The following is a 15,253-nucleotide window of genomic DNA, read 5'->3' as shown; positions in this document are numbered from 1 at the left end:
CTGAAATGGCCCGCGAATATAAAATCGAAGACTACCGGAATTTCGGTATCATGGCGCACATCGACGCTGGCAAGACGACGACGACCGAGCGCATCCTGTACTACACTGGAAAGTCTCACAAGATCGGCGAAGTCCATGACGGCGCCGCAACGATGGACTGGATGGAGCAGGAGCAGGAGCGCGGCATCACGATCACGTCCGCTGCGACCACGACCTTCTGGAAAGGTCGCGACGGCAACATGCGCCGCTTCAACATCATCGACACGCCCGGACACGTTGACTTCACCATTGAGGTCGAGCGTTCGCTGCGCGTGCTCGACGGCGCCGTTGCGCTGCTCGACGCCAACGCCGGTGTCGAACCGCAGACGGAAACCGTTTGGCGCCAGGCTGACAAGTATAATGTCCCGCGGATGATCTTCTGCAACAAGATGGACAAGATCGGCGCCGACTTCTACCGCTCCGTTGATATGGTGAAGAGCCGTCTTGGCGCGATCCCGGTGGTCATGCAACTGCCGATCGGCGCTGAAAGCGACTTCAAGGGCGTGATTGATCTTATCGAGATGAACGCTCTGGTATGGCGCGACGAGTCGCTCGGCGCGCAGTGGGATATCGTTGAAATTCCGGCTGACCTTAAAGACAAGGCTGAGGAATATCGCGAAAAGCTCATCGAAACCGTCGTCGAAATCGACGAGGCTGCGATGGAAGCCTACCTCGAAGGCGATATGCCCTCCAACGACCAGATCCGCGCGCTTGTGCGTCAGGGTACGATCAACGTCGACTTCTTCCCGATGTTCTGCGGCAGCGCCTTCAAGAACAAGGGCGTGCAGCCTCTGCTCGACGCTGTCGTCGAATACCTGCCGAGCCCGATCGACATCCCGGCCATCAAGGGCATCGACGCCAAGACCGAAGCCGAGATCAAGCGCGTTGCGTCCGATGACGAGCCGTTGTCCATGCTCGCCTTCAAGGTCATGAACGATCCGTTCGTCGGTTCGCTCACTTTCGCGCGCATCTATTCTGGAGTGATCGAAAAGGGCTCGTCCGTGATGAACACGGTCAAGGAAAAGCGCGAGCGCGTTGGCCGCATGTTGCAGATGCACTCCAACAGCCGTGAAGACATCGACGTCGCCTATGCCGGTGATATCGTTGCTCTCGCCGGTCTGAAGGAAACCACTACGGGCGACACGCTTTGCGATCCGCTGAAGCCGGTCATCCTCGAGCGCATGGAGTTCCCGGATCCCGTTATCCAGATCGCCATCGAGCCGAAGACCAAAGGCGACCAGGAAAAGATGGGCATTGCGCTCAACCGACTGGCTGCCGAGGATCCGTCCTTCCGCGTCAAGTCGGACGAAGAATCCGGTCAGACGATCATCGCAGGCATGGGCGAGCTTCACCTCGACATCCTGGTTGACCGCATGAGGCGCGAATTCAAGGTTGAGGCCAATGTCGGCGCGCCGCAGGTGGCGTATCGTGAAACGATCACCCGCGAAGCCGAAATCGACTATACGCACAAGAAGCAGTCCGGTGGCTCCGGTCAGTTCGCTCGCGTCAAGATCATTTTCGAGCCGAACACCGAAAGCGAAGAGTTCGAGTTCGTCTCCAAGATCGTTGGCGGTAACGTTCCGAAGGAATACATCCCCGGCGTTCAGAAGGGTATCGAAAGCGTTCTGTCTTCCGGTCCGCTCGCGGGCTTCCCTATGCTGGGCGTGAAGGCAACGCTCATTGACGGCGCCTACCATGACGTCGACTCCTCGGTGCTCGCCTTCGAAATCGCGGCGCGCGCAGCCTTCCGTGAAGGCGCCAAGAAAGCCGGCGCTCAACTGCTCGAACCGATCATGAAGGTCGAGGTGGTTACGCCTGAGGATTATGTCGGCGATGTGATCGGTGACCTGAATTCCCGGCGCGGCCAGATACAGGGGCAGGAATCGCGCGGCATCGCCGTCGTGATCAACGCTCATGTGCCGCTGGCGAACATGTTCAAATACGTGGACAACCTGCGCTCCATGTCCCAGGGACGCGCGCAGTACTCCATGCAGTTTGATCACTATGCTGCGGTTCCGTCGAACGTCGCACAGGAAATTCAGGAAAAATATGCCTGACAAGGGCTGAACTGAACAACAGAAATAAAAGCCCTTTCGGGCGAGGAAATACGGAGAGCCAAGATGGCGAAAGGTAAGTTTGAACGCAACAAGCCGCATGTGAACATCGGCACGATCGGTCACGTTGACCACGGCAAGACGTCTCTTACGGCAGCGATCACGAAGTACTTCGGCGATTTCAAGGCCTATGACGAGATTGACGGCGCTCCTGAAGAGCGTGCGCGCGGCATCACGATCTCGACGGCGCACGTCGAGTACGAAACGGAAGCGCGTCACTATGCGCACGTGGACTGCCCTGGCCACGCCGACTACGTGAAGAACATGATCACGGGCGCGGCACAGATGGACGGCGCGATCCTGGTTGTTTCGGCCGCCGACGGCCCGATGCCGCAGACGCGCGAGCACATCCTGCTTGCCCGCCAGGTTGGCGTTCCTGCGATCGTTGTGTTCCTGAACAAGGTCGACCAGGTCGACGACGAGGAGCTCCTCGAGCTCGTCGAGATGGAAGTTCGCGAGCTTCTGGACTCCTACGAGTTCCCGGGCGACGAAGTTCCGATCGTCAAGGGTTCGGCGCTTGCTGCTCTTGAAGACTCCAACAAGGAAATCGGCGAAGACGCTGTTCGCGCGCTGATGAAGGAAGTCGACGCCTACATTCCGACGCCCGAGCGTCCGATCGACCAGCCGTTCCTGATGCCGATCGAGGACGTGTTCTCGATTTCGGGCCGCGGCACGGTTGTTACGGGACGCGTGGAGCGCGGCATCATCAATGTTGGCGACGAAATCGAGATTGTCGGCATCCGCGACACGAAGAAGACGACCTGCACGGGCGTGGAGATGTTCCGCAAGCTTCTTGACCAGGGTCAGGCCGGCGACAACATCGGCGCGCTGCTTCGCGGCGTCGAGCGTGAAGGCGTTGAGCGCGGTCAGGTTCTGTGCAAGCCTGGCACGGTTACGCCGCACACGAAGTTCAAGGCAGAAGCCTACATCCTGACGAAGGAAGAGGGCGGTCGTCATACGCCGTTCTTCACGAACTACCGTCCGCAGTTCTACTTCCGTACGACGGACGTGACGGGTGTTGTGACGCTTCCTGAAGGCACGGAAATGGTTATGCCGGGCGACAACGTTACGGTTGACGTTGAACTGATCGTTCCGATCGCGATGGAAGAGAAGCTGCGCTTCGCCATCCGCGAAGGCGGCCGCACCGTCGGCGCCGGCATCGTAGCGAGCATCACGGAGTAATTCCGCTGGAATTCAAGACGCGCCGCCGCAACGCGGCGCGTCTTTGTTGATGCGGATCGATCCGCACCGAAACGAACGAAAACGGGCCGGACCAGAAGTGCCCGGTTGTTTTGAAACTGAGGATTAAGTCGAATGAACGGCCAGAACATCCGTATCCGCCTGAAGGCGTTTGATCATCGGATTCTCGATGCGTCGACACGTGAAATCGTATCGACGGCCAAACGCACCGGCGCGAGTGTGCGTGGACCGGTTCCGCTGCCGACCAGAATTGAAAAATTCACGGTCAACCGCTCGCCCCATATCGACAAGAAGAGTCGCGAGCAGTTCGAGATGCGGACCCACAAGAGGCTTCTCGATATCGTCGACCCGACGCCGCAGACGGTGGATGCCCTTATGAAGCTCGATCTGGCTGCAGGCGTAGACGTGGAAATCAAGCTCTAAGGAGCAGTTTCTGGGGTCGGTTGCGAAAAACCCTCGTGGAACTCGCGCAAGACCGGAACCAAAAATGGACAAGGATGAACCAATGCGTTCAGGAGTTATAGCACAGAAGGTTGGGATGACCCGCGTCTACAATGACGCCGGGGAACATGTTCCGGTGACTGTTCTGCGTTTGAAGAACTGTCAGGTTGTCGCCCAGCGCACTGAGGAAAAGAATGGCTACACGGCTGTCCAGTTGGGCGCCGGCATGGCCAAGCCGAAAAACACGACGAAGCCGATGCGCGGCCACTTCGCCGCCGCCAAGGTTGAGCCGAAGGCAAAGCTCGCGGAATTCCGCGTGTCGACTGACAACATGCTTGAGATTGGTTCCGAACTGACCGCCGAACACTTCGTTCCCGGACAGAAGGTCGATGTCACCGGCACGTCCGTCGGTAAGGGATTCGCCGGCGCGATGAAGCGGCACAATTTCGGCGGCCTGCGCGCCACCCACGGCGTGTCGGTTTCGCACCGTTCGCATGGTTCGACCGGACAGTGCCAGGATCCGGGCAAGGTGTTCAAGGGCAAGAAAATGGCCGGTCACATGGGCAGCACCCGCGTGACAACCCAGAACCTGGAGGTCGTTTCGACCGATTCCGATCGCGGCCTCATTCTGATCAAGGGCGCCGTTCCCGGCTCCAAGGGGTCCTGGATCCTTGTTCGCGACGCCACCAAGATCGCCGTTCCCGATGACGCGCCGCGTCCGGCCGGTTTGCGTGCGGCAGCCGCTGCGAAAGCAGCGCCGGCTGAACAGAGTGCTGAGGGAGCCGAATAATGGACATTAAGGTAACAACCCTCGAAGGCAAGGACGCCGGCAAGGTATCGCTGTCCGATACCGTTTTCGGTCTCGAGCCGCGCGATGACATTTTGCAGCGCATGGTTCGCTGGCAGCTTGCGCGCAAGCAGCAGGGCACCCACAAGACCAAGGGCCGTTCGGAGATTTCCCGCACCGGCGCCAAGATGTTCCGTCAGAAGGGCACGGGCCGCGCTCGTCACTCTTCTGCTCGCGCGCCACAGTTCCGTGGCGGCGGCAAGGCGCATGGCCCGGTTGTTCGAGATCATTCGATCGGTTTGCCGAAGAAGGTTCGCGCTCTGGCTTTGCGTCACGCTCTTTCCGTCAAGGCGAAAGCCGATGAAATCATCGTCATCGACGACCTCGCCGCCAAGGAAGCCAAGACGAAGACGCTGTCCGGATCGCTCGAGAAGCTCGGCGTTTCCAACGCGCTGTTCATCGGCGGCGTCGAACTGGACAACAACTTCGCTCTTGCGGCCCGCAACATTCCGAATGTGGATGTGCTGCCGGTGCAGGGCATCAACGTTTACGACATTTTGCGCCGGAGCAAGCTTGTCCTGAGCAAGTCTGCCGTCGAAGCGCTTGAGGAGCGGTTCAAATGACTGATCTTCGTCACTACGACGTAATCACCTCGCCGGTGATTACAGAAAAATCGACCCTGATCTCCGACCAGAACCAGGTCGTGTTCAATGTCGCGCGCACCGCTACCAAGCCGCAGATCAAGGCGGCTGTCGAGGCGCTGTTCGGCGTCAAGGTCAAGGCGGTCAACACGCACGTTCGCAAAGGCAAGGTGAAGCGTTTCCGCGGATCCATTGGCCGGCAGAGCGACGTCAAGAAGGCAATCGTGACGCTGGTCGAAGGCGAGTCCGTCGACGTCACGACCGGTCTTTGACGGCAGGACCAGAGGATAAGAGACTATGGCACTGAAATCATTCAAGCCGACCACGCCAAGCCAGCGTCAGCTGGTGATCGTCGATCGCTCGGGTCTGTACAAGGGCAAGCCGGTCAAGCACCTGACCGAAGGTCTGTCCTCCAAGGGCGGCCGCAACAACACGGGTCGTATGACCGTTCGCCATCGTGGCGGCGGACACAAGCGGACCTATCGCCTGGTTGACTTCAAGCGTCGCAAGTTCGATGTGGAAGGCACGGTCGAGCGTCTGGAATACGATCCTAACCGGACCGCGTTCATTGCTCTCGTCAATTATGACGATGGCGAACAGGCCTACATCCTGGCGCCGCAGCGGCTCGCCGCAGGCGACAAGGTCGTCTCGTCCGGGTCGGCCGTCGACGTGAAGCCGGGCAACGCCATGCCGCTGCAGTCCATGCCGGTTGGCACCATTGTGCACAACGTCGAGATGAAGCCCGCCAAGGGCGGTCAGATCGCTCGCTCTGCAGGCGCTTACGTGCAGCTGGTCGGTCGCGACCAGGGCATGGCGATCCTCAGACTGAATTCCGGCGAGCAGCGTCTCGTTCCGGGCAGCTGTCTGGCGACTGTCGGCGCTGTGTCCAATCCGGACAACGCAAACCGCAATGACGGCAAGGCTGGTCGTACGCGCTGGCTCGGCAAGCGTCCGCACGTTCGCGGCGTCGTCATGAACCCTGTCGATCACCCGCATGGCGGTGGTGAGGGTCGCACGTCCGGCGGTCGTCACCCGGTTACCCCGTGGGGCAAGCCGACCAAGGGCAAACGCACCCGGTCGAACAAGCAGACCGACAAGTTCATTATGCGCTCGCGTCATCAGCGCAAGAAGTAAGAGAGGAAGTCTCACGTGGCTCGTTCAGTTTGGAAAGGTCCGTTCGTTGACGGCTATCTTCTCAAGAAAGCCGAGAAGGTGCGCGAAAGCGGTCGCAACGAAGTAATCAAGACGTGGAGCCGTCGTTCCACGATCCTGCCGCAGTTCGTTGGTCTGACCTTTGGCGTCTACAATGGCAGCAAGCATGTGCCGGTGTCTGTGTCGGAAGACATGGTGGGCCACAAGCTCGGTGAATTTTCCCCGACGCGGACCTATTACGGTCATGGCGCGGATAAGAAAGCGAAGAGGAAGTAACAATGGGCAAGGCCAAGGCCGAGCGCCGATTGAAGGACAATGAGGCGAAAGCGGTTGCTCGCACGATTCGCGTCAGCCCGCAGAAACTCAATCTTGTTGCTGCCATGATCCGCGGCAAGAAGGTTGATCGTGCGCTCGCCGATCTCGAGTTTTCGCGCAAGCGCATCTCCGAAACCGTGAAGAAGACACTGGAATCGGCAATCGCCAACGCAGAGAACAATCATGATCTCGACGTCGACTCCCTGATCGTATCAGAAGCCTATGTCGGCAAGTCAATCGTCATGAAGCGCTTCCACGCGCGTGGTCGCGGAAGAGCGTCGCGGATTGAAAAGCCGTTCTCGCACCTGACCATCGTCGTGCGCGAAGTTGAAGAAACCGAGGAGGCCGCATAATGGGCCAGAAGATCAATCCAGTAGGCTTTCGCCTTGGCATCAACCGGACGTGGGATTCCCGCTGGTTCGCCGAGAAGGGTGAATACGGCGCGCTGCTTCAGGAGGATCTGAAGATCCGCGAATACCTGAACAAGGAGCTGAAGCAGGCTGCGATCTCGAAAATCGTTATCGAGCGTCCGCACAAGAAGTGCCGCATCTCTATCCACTCGGCCCGTCCCGGTCTGATCATCGGCAAGAAAGGCGCGGACATCGAGAAGCTGCGCCGCAAGCTGGCGGTCATGACCAATGCGGAAACGCATCTCAACATTGTTGAAGTGCGCAAGCCGGAAATCGACGCCAACCTGGTTGCGCAGTCGATCGCACAGCAGCTCGAGCGCCGCGTTGCGTTCCGTCGCGCCATGAAGCGCGCGGTGCAGTCCGCCATGCGTCTCGGCGCTGAGGGCATCCGCATCACCTGCGGTGGTCGCCTTGGCGGCGCCGAAATCGCTCGCACCGAGTGGTATCGTGAAGGCCGCGTTCCGCTTCACACGCTGCGCGCCGATATCGACTACGGCACAGCCGAAGCCCACACCGCCTACGGCGTCTGCGGCATCAAAGTCTGGATCTTCAAGGGAGAAATCCTGGAACATGATCCCATGGCTTCGGAGCGCCGCGCCACCAGTAGCGATAACCAGGGCAGCAGTAATCGCCGCCGCGAAAGCGCCTGATTGCGCGCGCGGCAGGCCAAGTTCGGAGAATAAGAAATGTTGCAGCCAAAGCGTACAAAGTATCGCAAGCAGCACAAGGGCCGCATCCGGGGCGTCGCTTCGGGCGGAACGGACCTGACTTTCGGTTCCTATGGTCTGAAGGCCCAGGAACCGAACCGCGTGAATGCGCGCGAGATTGAAGCTGCTCGCCGCGCCATCACCCGTCACATGAAGCGCGCCGGTCGCGTGTGGATCCGCGTCTTCCCGGACGTGCCGGTTTCGTCGAAGCCGACCGAAGTCCGCATGGGTAAGGGCAAGGGTTCCGTCGATTACTGGGCGGCCAAGGTCAAGCCGGGCCGGATCATGTTTGAAATCGACGGCGTCGCAGAAGACATCGCGCGCGAAGCGCTGCGTCTCGGAGCCGCCAAACTGTCGGTCAAGACGCGGTTCGTGCAACGGATTGCAGAGTAGGAATCGGAACGATGAAAGCCGCAGACATTCGTACGATGAGCAATGATCAGCTCAACGACGAGCTCGCGAAGCTCAAGAAAGAGCAGTTCAACCTTCGCTTCCAGAAGGCGACCGGACAGCTCGAGAAGACGTCGCGTATCCAGGAAGTGCGCCGCGATATCGCCCGCGTCAAGACAATCAGCCGCCAGAAGGCGGTTGCAGACAAGGCTTAAAGGACACAAGAACAATGCCAAAACGTATCCTGCAGGGCACCGTTGTCAGCGACAAGAACGACAAGACAGTAGTTGTCAGCGTCGAGCGTCGTTTCGCACACCCGATGTTCCAGAAGACCGTGCGCCGCTCGAAGAAGTACAAGGCGCATGATGCGGAAAACAAGTTCAAGGTCGGCGATACCGTATCCATTCAGGAATGCGCGCCGATTTCGAAAGACAAGCGCTGGACTGTCATGACCGACTAGGTCGGTCCGCAACAGACAAGAATGTATTAGAATCAAGGGTAGGGCGGATGCTCTTCCCAATTAGGTAAAGAAGGCGGTCTGACATGATTCAGATGCAAACAAACCTCGACGTCGCTGACAATTCCGGCGCCCGTCGTGTCATGTGCATCAAGGTGCTGGGCGGCTCCAAGCGGAAATACGCTTCCGTTGGCGACATCATCGTCGTCTCCGTGAAGGAAGCGATCCCGCGTGGCCGCGTCAAGAAGGGTGATGTGATGAAGGCGGTCGTCGTACGGACGGCCAAGGATATTCGTCGTGCGGACGGAAGCGTCATTCGCTTTGACAAGAATGCCGCCGTCCTCGTCGACAACAAGAAAGAACCAATCGGCACGCGTATCTTCGGACCGGTCCCGCGCGAACTGCGCGCCAAGGCCCACATGAAGATCATTTCGTTGGCGCCGGAAGTTCTCTGAGGAGATTACGATGCAGAAGATCCGTAAAGGCGACAATGTGATCGTGCTCACCGGCAAGGACAAGGGCCGTACAGGCGAGGTCCTGAAGGTGATGCCGAAGGAAAACCGTGCCCTGGTCAGCGGCGTCAACATGGTTCGGCGCCATCAGCGTCAGACCCAGACCGAGCAGGCCGGCATTATCAGCAAGGAAGCGCCTATCCAGCTGTCCAATATCGCTCTTGCCGTGGACGGCAAGCCGACCCGCGTCGGGTTCAAGATATCGGAAGATGGCTCCAAGGTGCGTGTGGCAAAGCGTTCAGGAGAAGTAATCGATGGCTGAGGCAAGTTACGAGCCGCGGCTCAAGACCGAATACAAGACCCGCATCCGCGACGTCATGCAGGAAAAGTTCTCCTACATGAACGTCATGCAGATCCCGCGCGTCGACAAGATCGTCATCAATATGGGCGTCGGCGAAGCGACGGCGGATTCCAAGAAGCCCGCCACTGCTGCTGAAGACCTGGCGGCAATCGCCGGCCAGCGGCCCGTCGTGACCCGCGCGCGCAAGTCGATCGCCGGCTTCAAGGTGCGCGAAGGTATGCCGATCGGCGCCAAGGTGACCCTGCGCCAGGCGCGCATGTATGAATTCATGGACCGGTTGGTCAACGTCGCGCTTCCGCGCGTTCGTGACTTCCGCGGCCTGAATCCGAAGAGCTTCGACGGCCGTGGCAACTTCGCCATGGGCCTGAAAGAGCACATCGTGTTCCCAGAGATCAATTACGACAACATCGATCAGCAGTGGGGCATGGATATTATCGTTTGCACGACCGCCGAAACGGACGACGAAGCGCGCGCTCTTCTGAGCGAGTTCAACTTCCCGTTCCGGCAGTAACGACAAGCGTAGAAAAGGACCTAAAGACATGGCTAAGGTTAGCGCAGTCGAAAAGAACAAAAGACGCCGCAAGCAGGTCGCGAAGGATGCGTCCAAGCGCGCCGCGCTCAAGGCGATGATCAGGGACCAGAGCACGCCGATCGAAGAGCGTTTCCGTGCGACTCTGAAGCTTGCCGAGATGCCGCGTGACGGATCGAAGACGCGCGTCCGCAATCGCTGCGAAGTCTCTGGGCGTCCGCGCGCCTATTATCGTAAACTGAACATGTCCCGTATTGCGCTGCGCGAACTCGGTTCGCTCGGCAAGGTTCCGGGCATCGTCAAGTCGAGCTGGTAAGGAGACGTCACATGTCTATGAGTGATCCCCTCGGCGATATGCTTACCCGTATCCGCAACGCCACCGGCCGCCGCAAGAACACCGTCAGCACGCCGGCTTCCAAGCTGCGCGCGCGCGTTCTGGACGTTCTGCAGTCGGAAGGCTATATCCGCGGATATTCCGAAGTCACCTATGACGACGGAAAGTCGGAGCTCAATATCGAGCTGAAATACTCCGAAGGCGCGCCGGTCATCCGCGAGATGTCGCGTGTCTCGAAGCCAGGACGCCGGGTTTATGTCTCGGTCAAGTCTATTCCGAATGTCGCGAATGGCCTCGGCATCTCGATCCTTTCGACTCCGAAGGGCGTGATGGCCGATCATGAGGCGCGCGAACAGAATGTTGGTGGTGAGGTTCTCTGTCGCGTCTTTTGACGTGGCGGTCCTCCTAACGGTCAGACAGGTTTGAAATTATGTCTCGTATCGGAAAAAAGCCCATTTCGGTTCCCGCCGGTGTGACTGCCTCGGTTGAAGGCCAGACAGTCAAGGCCAAGGGCCCCAAGGGTGAATTGAGCTACGTCGTCAATGACGAAGTGCTCGTGAAAATGGAAGAAGACGCAGTCGTCGTCACGCCGGCTGATCAGTCGCAGGGCGCGCGCTCCAAATGGGGCATGTCCCGCACGAACATCGAGAACATCATTCTCGGTGTGACGAACGGCTTCGAGCGTCGTCTTGAAATCAATGGCGTCGGTTACCGCGCCTCCATGCAGGGCAAGAACCTGCAGCTTGCGCTTGGCTTTAGCCATGATGTGGTCTTCGAGGCCCCGGACGGCATTACGCTTGCCTGCCCGAAGCCGACGGAAATCGTCATCACGGGCATCAACAAGCAGCAGGTCGGTCAGGTTGCGGCGAAGATCCGCGAATTCCGTCCGCCGGAGCCCTACAAGGGCAAAGGCGTCAAATATGCCGAAGAGCGGATTGTCCGCAAAGAAGGCAAGAAGAAGTAGGGACACCCAGCTATGGCAAGCAGCAAAGCTCTTTCGAAACGCGCCGGGCGTGTCCGCCGGCAGCTCAGGTCGGTCGCCAATGGTCGTCCGCGGCTTTCGGTCAACCGTTCTTCGAAGAACATCTACGCCCAGATCATCGATGATCTGGAAGGCAGGACACTGGTGTCCGCATCGACGCTGGATCCGGATCTGCGCAAGTCGCTGAAGACCGGAGCCGACACAGATGCGGCCGCCGCAGTCGGCAAGCTCGTGGCCGAACGCGCCACGAAGGCCGGCATCGAACAGGTCGTCTTCGACCGCGGCGCCTATATCTATCATGGCCGCGTCAAGGCTCTGGCGGACGCCGCCAGGGAAAACGGCCTCAGCTTCTAATCATTTGCCCGTTGAAACCGGAAAAGAAAAAGGACAAGGACAATGGCAAGAGAACCCCGCCGCGATAATCGCGGAAAAGACGACGATCGCGACAGCGAATTCGTCGACAAGCTGGTTCACATCAATCGCGTTGCGAAGGTTGTGAAGGGCGGACGCCGTTTCGGCTTCGCCGCTCTCGTGGTCGTCGGTGACCAGAAGGGTCGCGTCGGCTTCGGACACGGCAAGGCTCGAGAAGTTCCGGAAGCGATCCGCAAGGCGACCGAGTCTGCCAAGCGCAGCATGATTTTCGTGCCGCTGCGCTCCGGCCGCACACTGCATCATGATGTCCAGGGCCGTCACGGCGCCGGCAAGGTGCTGCTGCGTTCGGCCAAGGCCGGTACCGGAATCATCGCGGGTGGCCCGATGCGCGCCGTCTTCGAGACGCTCGGCATGCAGGACGTTGTCGCCAAGTCGACCGGTTCCTCGAACCCGTACAACATGGTTCGCGCAACCTTTGATGCTCTGGCCAACCAGATGCATCCCAAGGACATCGCCAGCCAGCGTGGAATCAAGTATTCGACGCTGCAGTCTCGCCGCGCGTCGATCATCGGCAGTGAGGAGTAATCTCTGATGGCTGAGAAAAAGGCAGAAAAGACGGTTACGGTCGAACAGATCGGCAGCCCGATCCGCCGCCCGCAGGATCAGCGCCAGACGCTGATCGGGCTTGGACTGAACAAATTGCATCGCCGCCGGACGCTGGAAGACACGCCGGCAGTCCGTGGCATGATCCGCAAGGTTCGTCACCTCGTGCGCGTCGTCGACGAAGCCTGAGGGAGTTGAAAATGAAACTGAATGAACTGAAAGACAAGGACGGAGCCGTCCAGGACCGCAAGCGGGTCGGACGTGGCATCGGATCCGGCAAGGGCAAGACCGGCGGCCGTGGCGTCAAAGGTCAGAAATCGCGTTCGGGCGTCGCCATCAACGGCTTCGAAGGCGGTCAGATGCCGATTTATCAGCGTCTTCCGAAGCGTGGCTTCACGAATATTTTCGCGAAGGACTACAACATCGTGTCGATCGGTCGCATACAGACCGCCATCGATTCCGGTAAGCTCGACGCATCGGGAACGATCGACGCGGTTGCGCTTCAGGCCGCTGGCGTGTTGAAGCGCGTGAGAGACGGCGTTCGCGTCCTGTCCGATGGCGAATTGAAGGCCAAGGTCAGCCTCGAAGTCGCCGGCGCGTCGAAGACGGCGATCGAAAAAATCGAAAAGGCTGGCGGCTCCATCAAGGTGCTGAACGCCGCCGAATAAAACCTGGCGGGCCCGGACGTTTGAACCGGGCCAGCCGATCCCCATATGGATGATACAGCGTCCCGGAGGAGGAAGTTGGAGGCATCGAATTCCTGGTTCATTCGAACCTTTGATGTTTCTTCATAGGCAATCATGACCGCATCCCGGTAACGATCCGGAGCTTCCCGGGGTGGCGGTCACGCGGAGATTCGCATGGCATCTGCAGCCGAACAACTCGCATCCAATCTCAATTTTTCAGCTTTCGCCAAGGCTGAGGATCTAAAGAAGCGCATCTGGTTCACACTGGCTGCGCTTCTGGTCTATCGGCTTGGCACATACATTCCCCTGCCGGGCATCGACCCCGACGGTTTCGCCCGCGCTTTTCAGCAGCAATCCGGCGGCATTCTCGGCATTTTCAACGTGTTTTCTGGGGGCGCCGTACAGCGCATGGCCATATTCGCGCTGGGAATCATGCCGTACATCTCGGCCTCCATCATCATGCAGCTCATGACGTCGGTGGTTCCGACGCTCGAGCAATTGAAGAAGGAAGGCGAACAGGGCCGCAAGGTCATCAACCAGTACACGCGCTACGGCACCGTGTTGCTTGCGGCCGTCCAGGCCTACGCGATCGCGGCCGGTCTCGATAGCAGTGAAGGCATCGTCACGAATCCTGGCTGGTTCTTCCGCATCTCAACTGTGATCAGCCTTGTGGGCGGCACCATGTTCCTGATGTGGCTCGGCGAGCAGATCACCGCCCGCGGCATCGGCAACGGTATCTCCCTGATCATCTTCGCGGGCATCGTCGCGGGGCTTCCAGGCGCCATCACAGGAATGCTGGAACTCGGACGCACGGGCGCTCTTTCGGCCGGCATCATCGTTCTGGTCGTGCTTATCGCCATCGGCGTCATCGCCTTCATCGTGTTCGTCGAGCGCGCGCAGCGGCGGCTTCTGATCCAGTATCCGAAGCGTCAGGTCGGCAACCGCATGTTCCAGGGCGATTCATCGCACCTGCCGCTCAAGCTGAACACGGCCGGCGTTATTCCGCCGATCTTCGCCTCCTCGCTTCTGCTCTTGCCGACCACGCTCGCCGGTTTTTCTAGCTCTACCGACCTGCCGGCCTGGGCGACGACGCTCTTGGCCACGCTCGGTCACGGACAGCCGGCCTATATGGTGCTCTATGCAGCGTTTATCGGCTTCTTCGCGTTCTTCTATACGGCCGTTGTGTTCAATCCGAAGGACACGGCGGACAATCTGAAGAACCACGGCGGGTTCATCCCCGGCATTCGACCGGGAGAGCGCACGGCCGAGTATATCGACTACGTCCTGACCCGCATCACCGTCGTGGGCGCGATCTATCTGATATTCGTCTGTCTCTTACCCGAAATGCTCATTGCGCAGACCGGAATCCCCTTTTATCTCGGTGGCACGTCCCTGCTGATTGTCGTCAGCGTAACACTTGATACAGTGGCGCAGGTGCAGGGACACTTGATTGCGCAGCAATATGAGGGCTTGATCAAGAAGTCCAAGCTTCGAGGAGGAAAGAGGGGACGATGAGATTAGTGTTGCTGGGACCGCCGGGCGCCGGCAAGGGGACGCAGGCGCAAAGGTTGGTCGAGAAGCACGGCATGCCACAGCTTTCGACAGGCGACATGCTTCGCACGGCCGTCGCCAATAAAACCGAAGTCGGCCTTCGCGCCAAGGCGGTGATGGACGCAGGAAAGCTGGTGTCGGACGATATCGTCAACGCGATAGTGTCCGAGCGGCTGGATGAACCGGACTGCAAGGACGGATTCATCCTCGATGGTTTTCCGAGAACACTGGTGCAGGCCGATGCGCTTGGCCGGATGCTTTCGGAAAAGGACATGCCGCTCGATTGCGCCATCGAGGTTCGCGTCGACGACGATATTCTGGTGGAGCGCATTTCCGGACGTTACACCTGCGCCACGTGCGGCGCCGGTTATCACGATACGTTTCTGAAGCCGAAGAAGGCGGGTGTGTGCGACAAGTGCGGAGGCACAGAGTTCAAGCGGCGACCGGACGACAACGCAGACACGGTTCGAACGCGGCTTTGGGCTTACTACAAGGAAACGTCGCCGCTGATCGGCTACTACCATGCAAAAGGACTTTTGTATGGAGTGGACGGAATGGCGGAAATTGACGCCGTATCGGAGCAGATTGACACTATTTTGGCCAATCTCTGACCCTTTGGGGGAGAATGACCGATATTTTTGACCGTTTGCGTCGAAAATTTGGATCTGGTGTGTTGACGATCGATACCCGAGTCCGATAGAAACCCCGCCAATTCGAGAATATCGAGCGG

The 15,253-nt window shown here is 59.1% G+C and carries 25 protein-coding genes; all 25 read left to right on the top strand.

Annotation, left to right across the window (positions count from 1 at the left end; translation table 11 throughout):
* The first annotated feature begins 5 nt into the window (after positions 1-5).
* The 25 genes from fusA (at position 6) to AAFN47_RS03790 (ending at position 15,134) form a co-directional block, all read left to right on the top strand.
* Positions 6-2,096, top strand: a complete 2,091-nt coding sequence (fusA, locus tag AAFN47_RS03910) for an elongation factor G (protein ID WP_499807887.1) — start codon at positions 6-8, stop codon at positions 2,094-2,096.
* Between the two features lie 63 nt (positions 2,097-2,159).
* Entirely contained in the window at positions 2,160-3,335 is a 1,176-nt protein-coding gene (tuf, locus tag AAFN47_RS03905; RefSeq protein ID WP_499807886.1) for an elongation factor Tu, read from the top strand.
* Positions 3,336-3,467: 132 nt separating this feature from the next.
* Entirely contained in the window at positions 3,468-3,776 is a 309-nt protein-coding gene (gene rpsJ / locus AAFN47_RS03900) for a 30S ribosomal protein S10 (RefSeq protein ID WP_003547547.1), read from the top strand.
* 82 nt (positions 3,777-3,858) lie between these two features.
* Positions 3,859-4,584: a 50S ribosomal protein L3 gene (gene rplC / locus AAFN47_RS03895; RefSeq protein WP_499807885.1), complete on the top strand. Its 726-nt coding sequence runs from the start codon at positions 3,859-3,861 to the stop codon at positions 4,582-4,584.
* Positions 4,584-5,204, top strand: coding sequence for a 50S ribosomal protein L4 (gene rplD / locus AAFN47_RS03890; protein ID WP_499807884.1), 621 nt, complete (start codon positions 4,584-4,586; stop codon positions 5,202-5,204). Before rplC ends, rplD begins: the two co-directional genes overlap by 1 nt.
* Positions 5,201-5,494: a 50S ribosomal protein L23 gene (locus AAFN47_RS03885; protein WP_499807883.1), complete on the top strand. Its 294-nt coding sequence runs from the start codon at positions 5,201-5,203 to the stop codon at positions 5,492-5,494. Before rplD ends, AAFN47_RS03885 begins: the two co-directional genes overlap by 4 nt.
* Before the next feature lie 25 nt (positions 5,495-5,519).
* Positions 5,520-6,356, top strand: coding sequence for a 50S ribosomal protein L2 (gene rplB, locus AAFN47_RS03880; RefSeq protein ID WP_499807882.1), 837 nt, complete (start codon positions 5,520-5,522; stop codon positions 6,354-6,356).
* Between the two features lie 15 nt (positions 6,357-6,371).
* A complete protein-coding gene (rpsS, locus tag AAFN47_RS03875; protein WP_499807881.1) occupies positions 6,372-6,650 on the top strand; it encodes a 30S ribosomal protein S19 in 279 nt (92 codons plus the stop codon).
* 2 nt (positions 6,651-6,652) lie between these two features.
* The gene (gene rplV / locus AAFN47_RS03870; RefSeq protein WP_499807880.1) at positions 6,653-7,042 is read left to right on the top strand and encodes a 50S ribosomal protein L22; all 390 of its coding nucleotides are present in this window, start codon (positions 6,653-6,655) and stop codon (positions 7,040-7,042) included.
* Positions 7,042-7,749 (top strand): 30S ribosomal protein S3, encoded by a 708-nt coding sequence (gene rpsC / locus AAFN47_RS03865; RefSeq protein WP_499807879.1) that lies wholly within the window; start codon positions 7,042-7,044, stop codon positions 7,747-7,749. The genes rplV and rpsC overlap by 1 nt, the downstream gene beginning before the upstream one ends.
* Positions 7,750-7,785: 36 nt before the next feature.
* Positions 7,786-8,199 (top strand): 50S ribosomal protein L16, encoded by a 414-nt coding sequence (gene rplP, locus AAFN47_RS03860; RefSeq protein WP_220227430.1) that lies wholly within the window; start codon positions 7,786-7,788, stop codon positions 8,197-8,199.
* A gap of 11 nt (positions 8,200-8,210) precedes the next feature.
* Entirely contained in the window at positions 8,211-8,411 is a 201-nt protein-coding gene (gene rpmC, locus AAFN47_RS03855; RefSeq protein ID WP_499807878.1) for a 50S ribosomal protein L29, read from the top strand.
* Between the two features lie 14 nt (positions 8,412-8,425).
* A complete protein-coding gene (rpsQ, locus tag AAFN47_RS03850) occupies positions 8,426-8,656 on the top strand; it encodes a 30S ribosomal protein S17 (RefSeq protein ID WP_220227432.1) in 231 nt (76 codons plus the stop codon).
* Positions 8,657-8,739: 83 nt separating this feature from the next.
* Positions 8,740-9,108, top strand: coding sequence for a 50S ribosomal protein L14 (gene rplN / locus AAFN47_RS03845; protein ID WP_499807877.1), 369 nt, complete (start codon positions 8,740-8,742; stop codon positions 9,106-9,108).
* 10 nt (positions 9,109-9,118) lie between these two features.
* Complete coding sequence (gene rplX / locus AAFN47_RS03840; protein ID WP_499807876.1) at positions 9,119-9,427, top strand: 50S ribosomal protein L24; 309 nt, start codon at positions 9,119-9,121, stop codon at positions 9,425-9,427.
* Entirely contained in the window at positions 9,420-9,977 is a 558-nt protein-coding gene (gene rplE / locus AAFN47_RS03835) for a 50S ribosomal protein L5 (RefSeq protein ID WP_499807875.1), read from the top strand. The genes rplX and rplE overlap by 8 nt, the downstream gene beginning before the upstream one ends.
* Positions 9,978-10,005: 28 nt before the next feature.
* Entirely contained in the window at positions 10,006-10,311 is a 306-nt protein-coding gene (gene rpsN, locus AAFN47_RS03830; protein ID WP_499807874.1) for a 30S ribosomal protein S14, read from the top strand.
* An 11-nt stretch (positions 10,312-10,322) separates the two neighbouring features.
* Positions 10,323-10,721, top strand: coding sequence for a 30S ribosomal protein S8 (gene rpsH / locus AAFN47_RS03825; RefSeq protein WP_220227437.1), 399 nt, complete (start codon positions 10,323-10,325; stop codon positions 10,719-10,721).
* 38 nt (positions 10,722-10,759) lie between these two features.
* On the top strand, positions 10,760-11,293 hold the full coding sequence (gene rplF / locus AAFN47_RS03820; RefSeq protein ID WP_499807873.1) for a 50S ribosomal protein L6: 534 nt from the start codon (positions 10,760-10,762) through the stop codon (positions 11,291-11,293).
* A 12-nt stretch (positions 11,294-11,305) separates the two neighbouring features.
* Positions 11,306-11,665, top strand: coding sequence for a 50S ribosomal protein L18 (gene rplR / locus AAFN47_RS03815; RefSeq protein WP_220227439.1), 360 nt, complete (start codon positions 11,306-11,308; stop codon positions 11,663-11,665).
* 42 nt (positions 11,666-11,707) lie between these two features.
* Positions 11,708-12,268, top strand: a complete 561-nt coding sequence (gene rpsE, locus AAFN47_RS03810) for a 30S ribosomal protein S5 (RefSeq protein ID WP_499807872.1) — start codon at positions 11,708-11,710, stop codon at positions 12,266-12,268.
* A gap of 6 nt (positions 12,269-12,274) precedes the next feature.
* On the top strand, positions 12,275-12,475 hold the full coding sequence (gene rpmD / locus AAFN47_RS03805; RefSeq protein WP_499807871.1) for a 50S ribosomal protein L30: 201 nt from the start codon (positions 12,275-12,277) through the stop codon (positions 12,473-12,475).
* A gap of 11 nt (positions 12,476-12,486) precedes the next feature.
* Complete coding sequence (rplO, locus tag AAFN47_RS03800) at positions 12,487-12,954, top strand: 50S ribosomal protein L15 (RefSeq protein ID WP_499807870.1); 468 nt, start codon at positions 12,487-12,489, stop codon at positions 12,952-12,954.
* A gap of 192 nt (positions 12,955-13,146) precedes the next feature.
* The gene (gene secY / locus AAFN47_RS03795) at positions 13,147-14,487 is read left to right on the top strand and encodes a preprotein translocase subunit SecY (RefSeq protein WP_499807869.1); all 1,341 of its coding nucleotides are present in this window, start codon (positions 13,147-13,149) and stop codon (positions 14,485-14,487) included.
* Complete coding sequence (locus AAFN47_RS03790; RefSeq protein WP_499807868.1) at positions 14,484-15,134, top strand: adenylate kinase; 651 nt, start codon at positions 14,484-14,486, stop codon at positions 15,132-15,134. The genes secY and AAFN47_RS03790 overlap by 4 nt, the downstream gene beginning before the upstream one ends.
* Positions 15,135-15,253 lie beyond the last annotated feature (119 nt).

Source organism: Hoeflea sp. CAU 1731 (genome assembly GCF_039888615.1).
Lineage (GTDB): Bacteria > Pseudomonadota > Alphaproteobacteria > Rhizobiales > Rhizobiaceae > Flavimaribacter.
Note: the sequence above shows the minus strand (reverse complement) of the source record. Positions and strands in the feature narration are given on the sequence as shown.

Excerpts from the sequence above, each read along its gene's own strand:
- rpsH (WP_220227437.1), top strand. The coding sequence starts at position 10,323 with ATGTCTATGAGTGATCCCCTCGGCGATATGCTTACCCGTATCCGCAAC.
- rpsN (WP_499807874.1), top strand. The coding sequence starts at position 10,006 with ATGGCTAAGGTTAGCGCAGTCGAAAAGAACAAAAGACGCCGCAAGCAG.
- rpmD (WP_499807871.1), top strand. The coding sequence starts at position 12,275 with ATGGCTGAGAAAAAGGCAGAAAAGACGGTTACGGTCGAACAGATCGGC.
- rplB (WP_499807882.1), top strand. The coding sequence starts at position 5,520 with ATGGCACTGAAATCATTCAAGCCGACCACGCCAAGCCAGCGTCAGCTG.
- rplV (WP_499807880.1), top strand. The coding sequence starts at position 6,653 with ATGGGCAAGGCCAAGGCCGAGCGCCGATTGAAGGACAATGAGGCGAAA.
- rpsC (WP_499807879.1), top strand. The coding sequence starts at position 7,042 with ATGGGCCAGAAGATCAATCCAGTAGGCTTTCGCCTTGGCATCAACCGG.
- fusA (WP_499807887.1), top strand. The coding sequence starts at position 6 with ATGGCCCGCGAATATAAAATCGAAGACTACCGGAATTTCGGTATCATG.
- rpsQ (WP_220227432.1), top strand. The coding sequence starts at position 8,426 with ATGCCAAAACGTATCCTGCAGGGCACCGTTGTCAGCGACAAGAACGAC.
- rpsJ (WP_003547547.1), top strand. The coding sequence starts at position 3,468 with ATGAACGGCCAGAACATCCGTATCCGCCTGAAGGCGTTTGATCATCGG.
- AAFN47_RS03790 (WP_499807868.1), top strand. The coding sequence starts at position 14,484 with ATGAGATTAGTGTTGCTGGGACCGCCGGGCGCCGGCAAGGGGACGCAG.
- AAFN47_RS03885 (WP_499807883.1), top strand. The coding sequence starts at position 5,201 with ATGACTGATCTTCGTCACTACGACGTAATCACCTCGCCGGTGATTACA.
- rplR (WP_220227439.1), top strand. The coding sequence starts at position 11,306 with ATGGCAAGCAGCAAAGCTCTTTCGAAACGCGCCGGGCGTGTCCGCCGG.
- rplO (WP_499807870.1), top strand. The coding sequence starts at position 12,487 with ATGAAACTGAATGAACTGAAAGACAAGGACGGAGCCGTCCAGGACCGC.
- rpmC (WP_499807878.1), top strand. The coding sequence starts at position 8,211 with ATGAAAGCCGCAGACATTCGTACGATGAGCAATGATCAGCTCAACGAC.
- secY (WP_499807869.1), top strand. The coding sequence starts at position 13,147 with ATGGCATCTGCAGCCGAACAACTCGCATCCAATCTCAATTTTTCAGCT.
- rplC (WP_499807885.1), top strand. The coding sequence starts at position 3,859 with ATGCGTTCAGGAGTTATAGCACAGAAGGTTGGGATGACCCGCGTCTAC.
- rplN (WP_499807877.1), top strand. The coding sequence starts at position 8,740 with ATGATTCAGATGCAAACAAACCTCGACGTCGCTGACAATTCCGGCGCC.
- rplP (WP_220227430.1), top strand. The coding sequence starts at position 7,786 with ATGTTGCAGCCAAAGCGTACAAAGTATCGCAAGCAGCACAAGGGCCGC.
- tuf (WP_499807886.1), top strand. The coding sequence starts at position 2,160 with ATGGCGAAAGGTAAGTTTGAACGCAACAAGCCGCATGTGAACATCGGC.
- rplX (WP_499807876.1), top strand. The coding sequence starts at position 9,119 with ATGCAGAAGATCCGTAAAGGCGACAATGTGATCGTGCTCACCGGCAAG.
- rplE (WP_499807875.1), top strand. The coding sequence starts at position 9,420 with ATGGCTGAGGCAAGTTACGAGCCGCGGCTCAAGACCGAATACAAGACC.
- rplF (WP_499807873.1), top strand. The coding sequence starts at position 10,760 with ATGTCTCGTATCGGAAAAAAGCCCATTTCGGTTCCCGCCGGTGTGACT.
- rplD (WP_499807884.1), top strand. The coding sequence starts at position 4,584 with ATGGACATTAAGGTAACAACCCTCGAAGGCAAGGACGCCGGCAAGGTA.
- rpsE (WP_499807872.1), top strand. The coding sequence starts at position 11,708 with ATGGCAAGAGAACCCCGCCGCGATAATCGCGGAAAAGACGACGATCGC.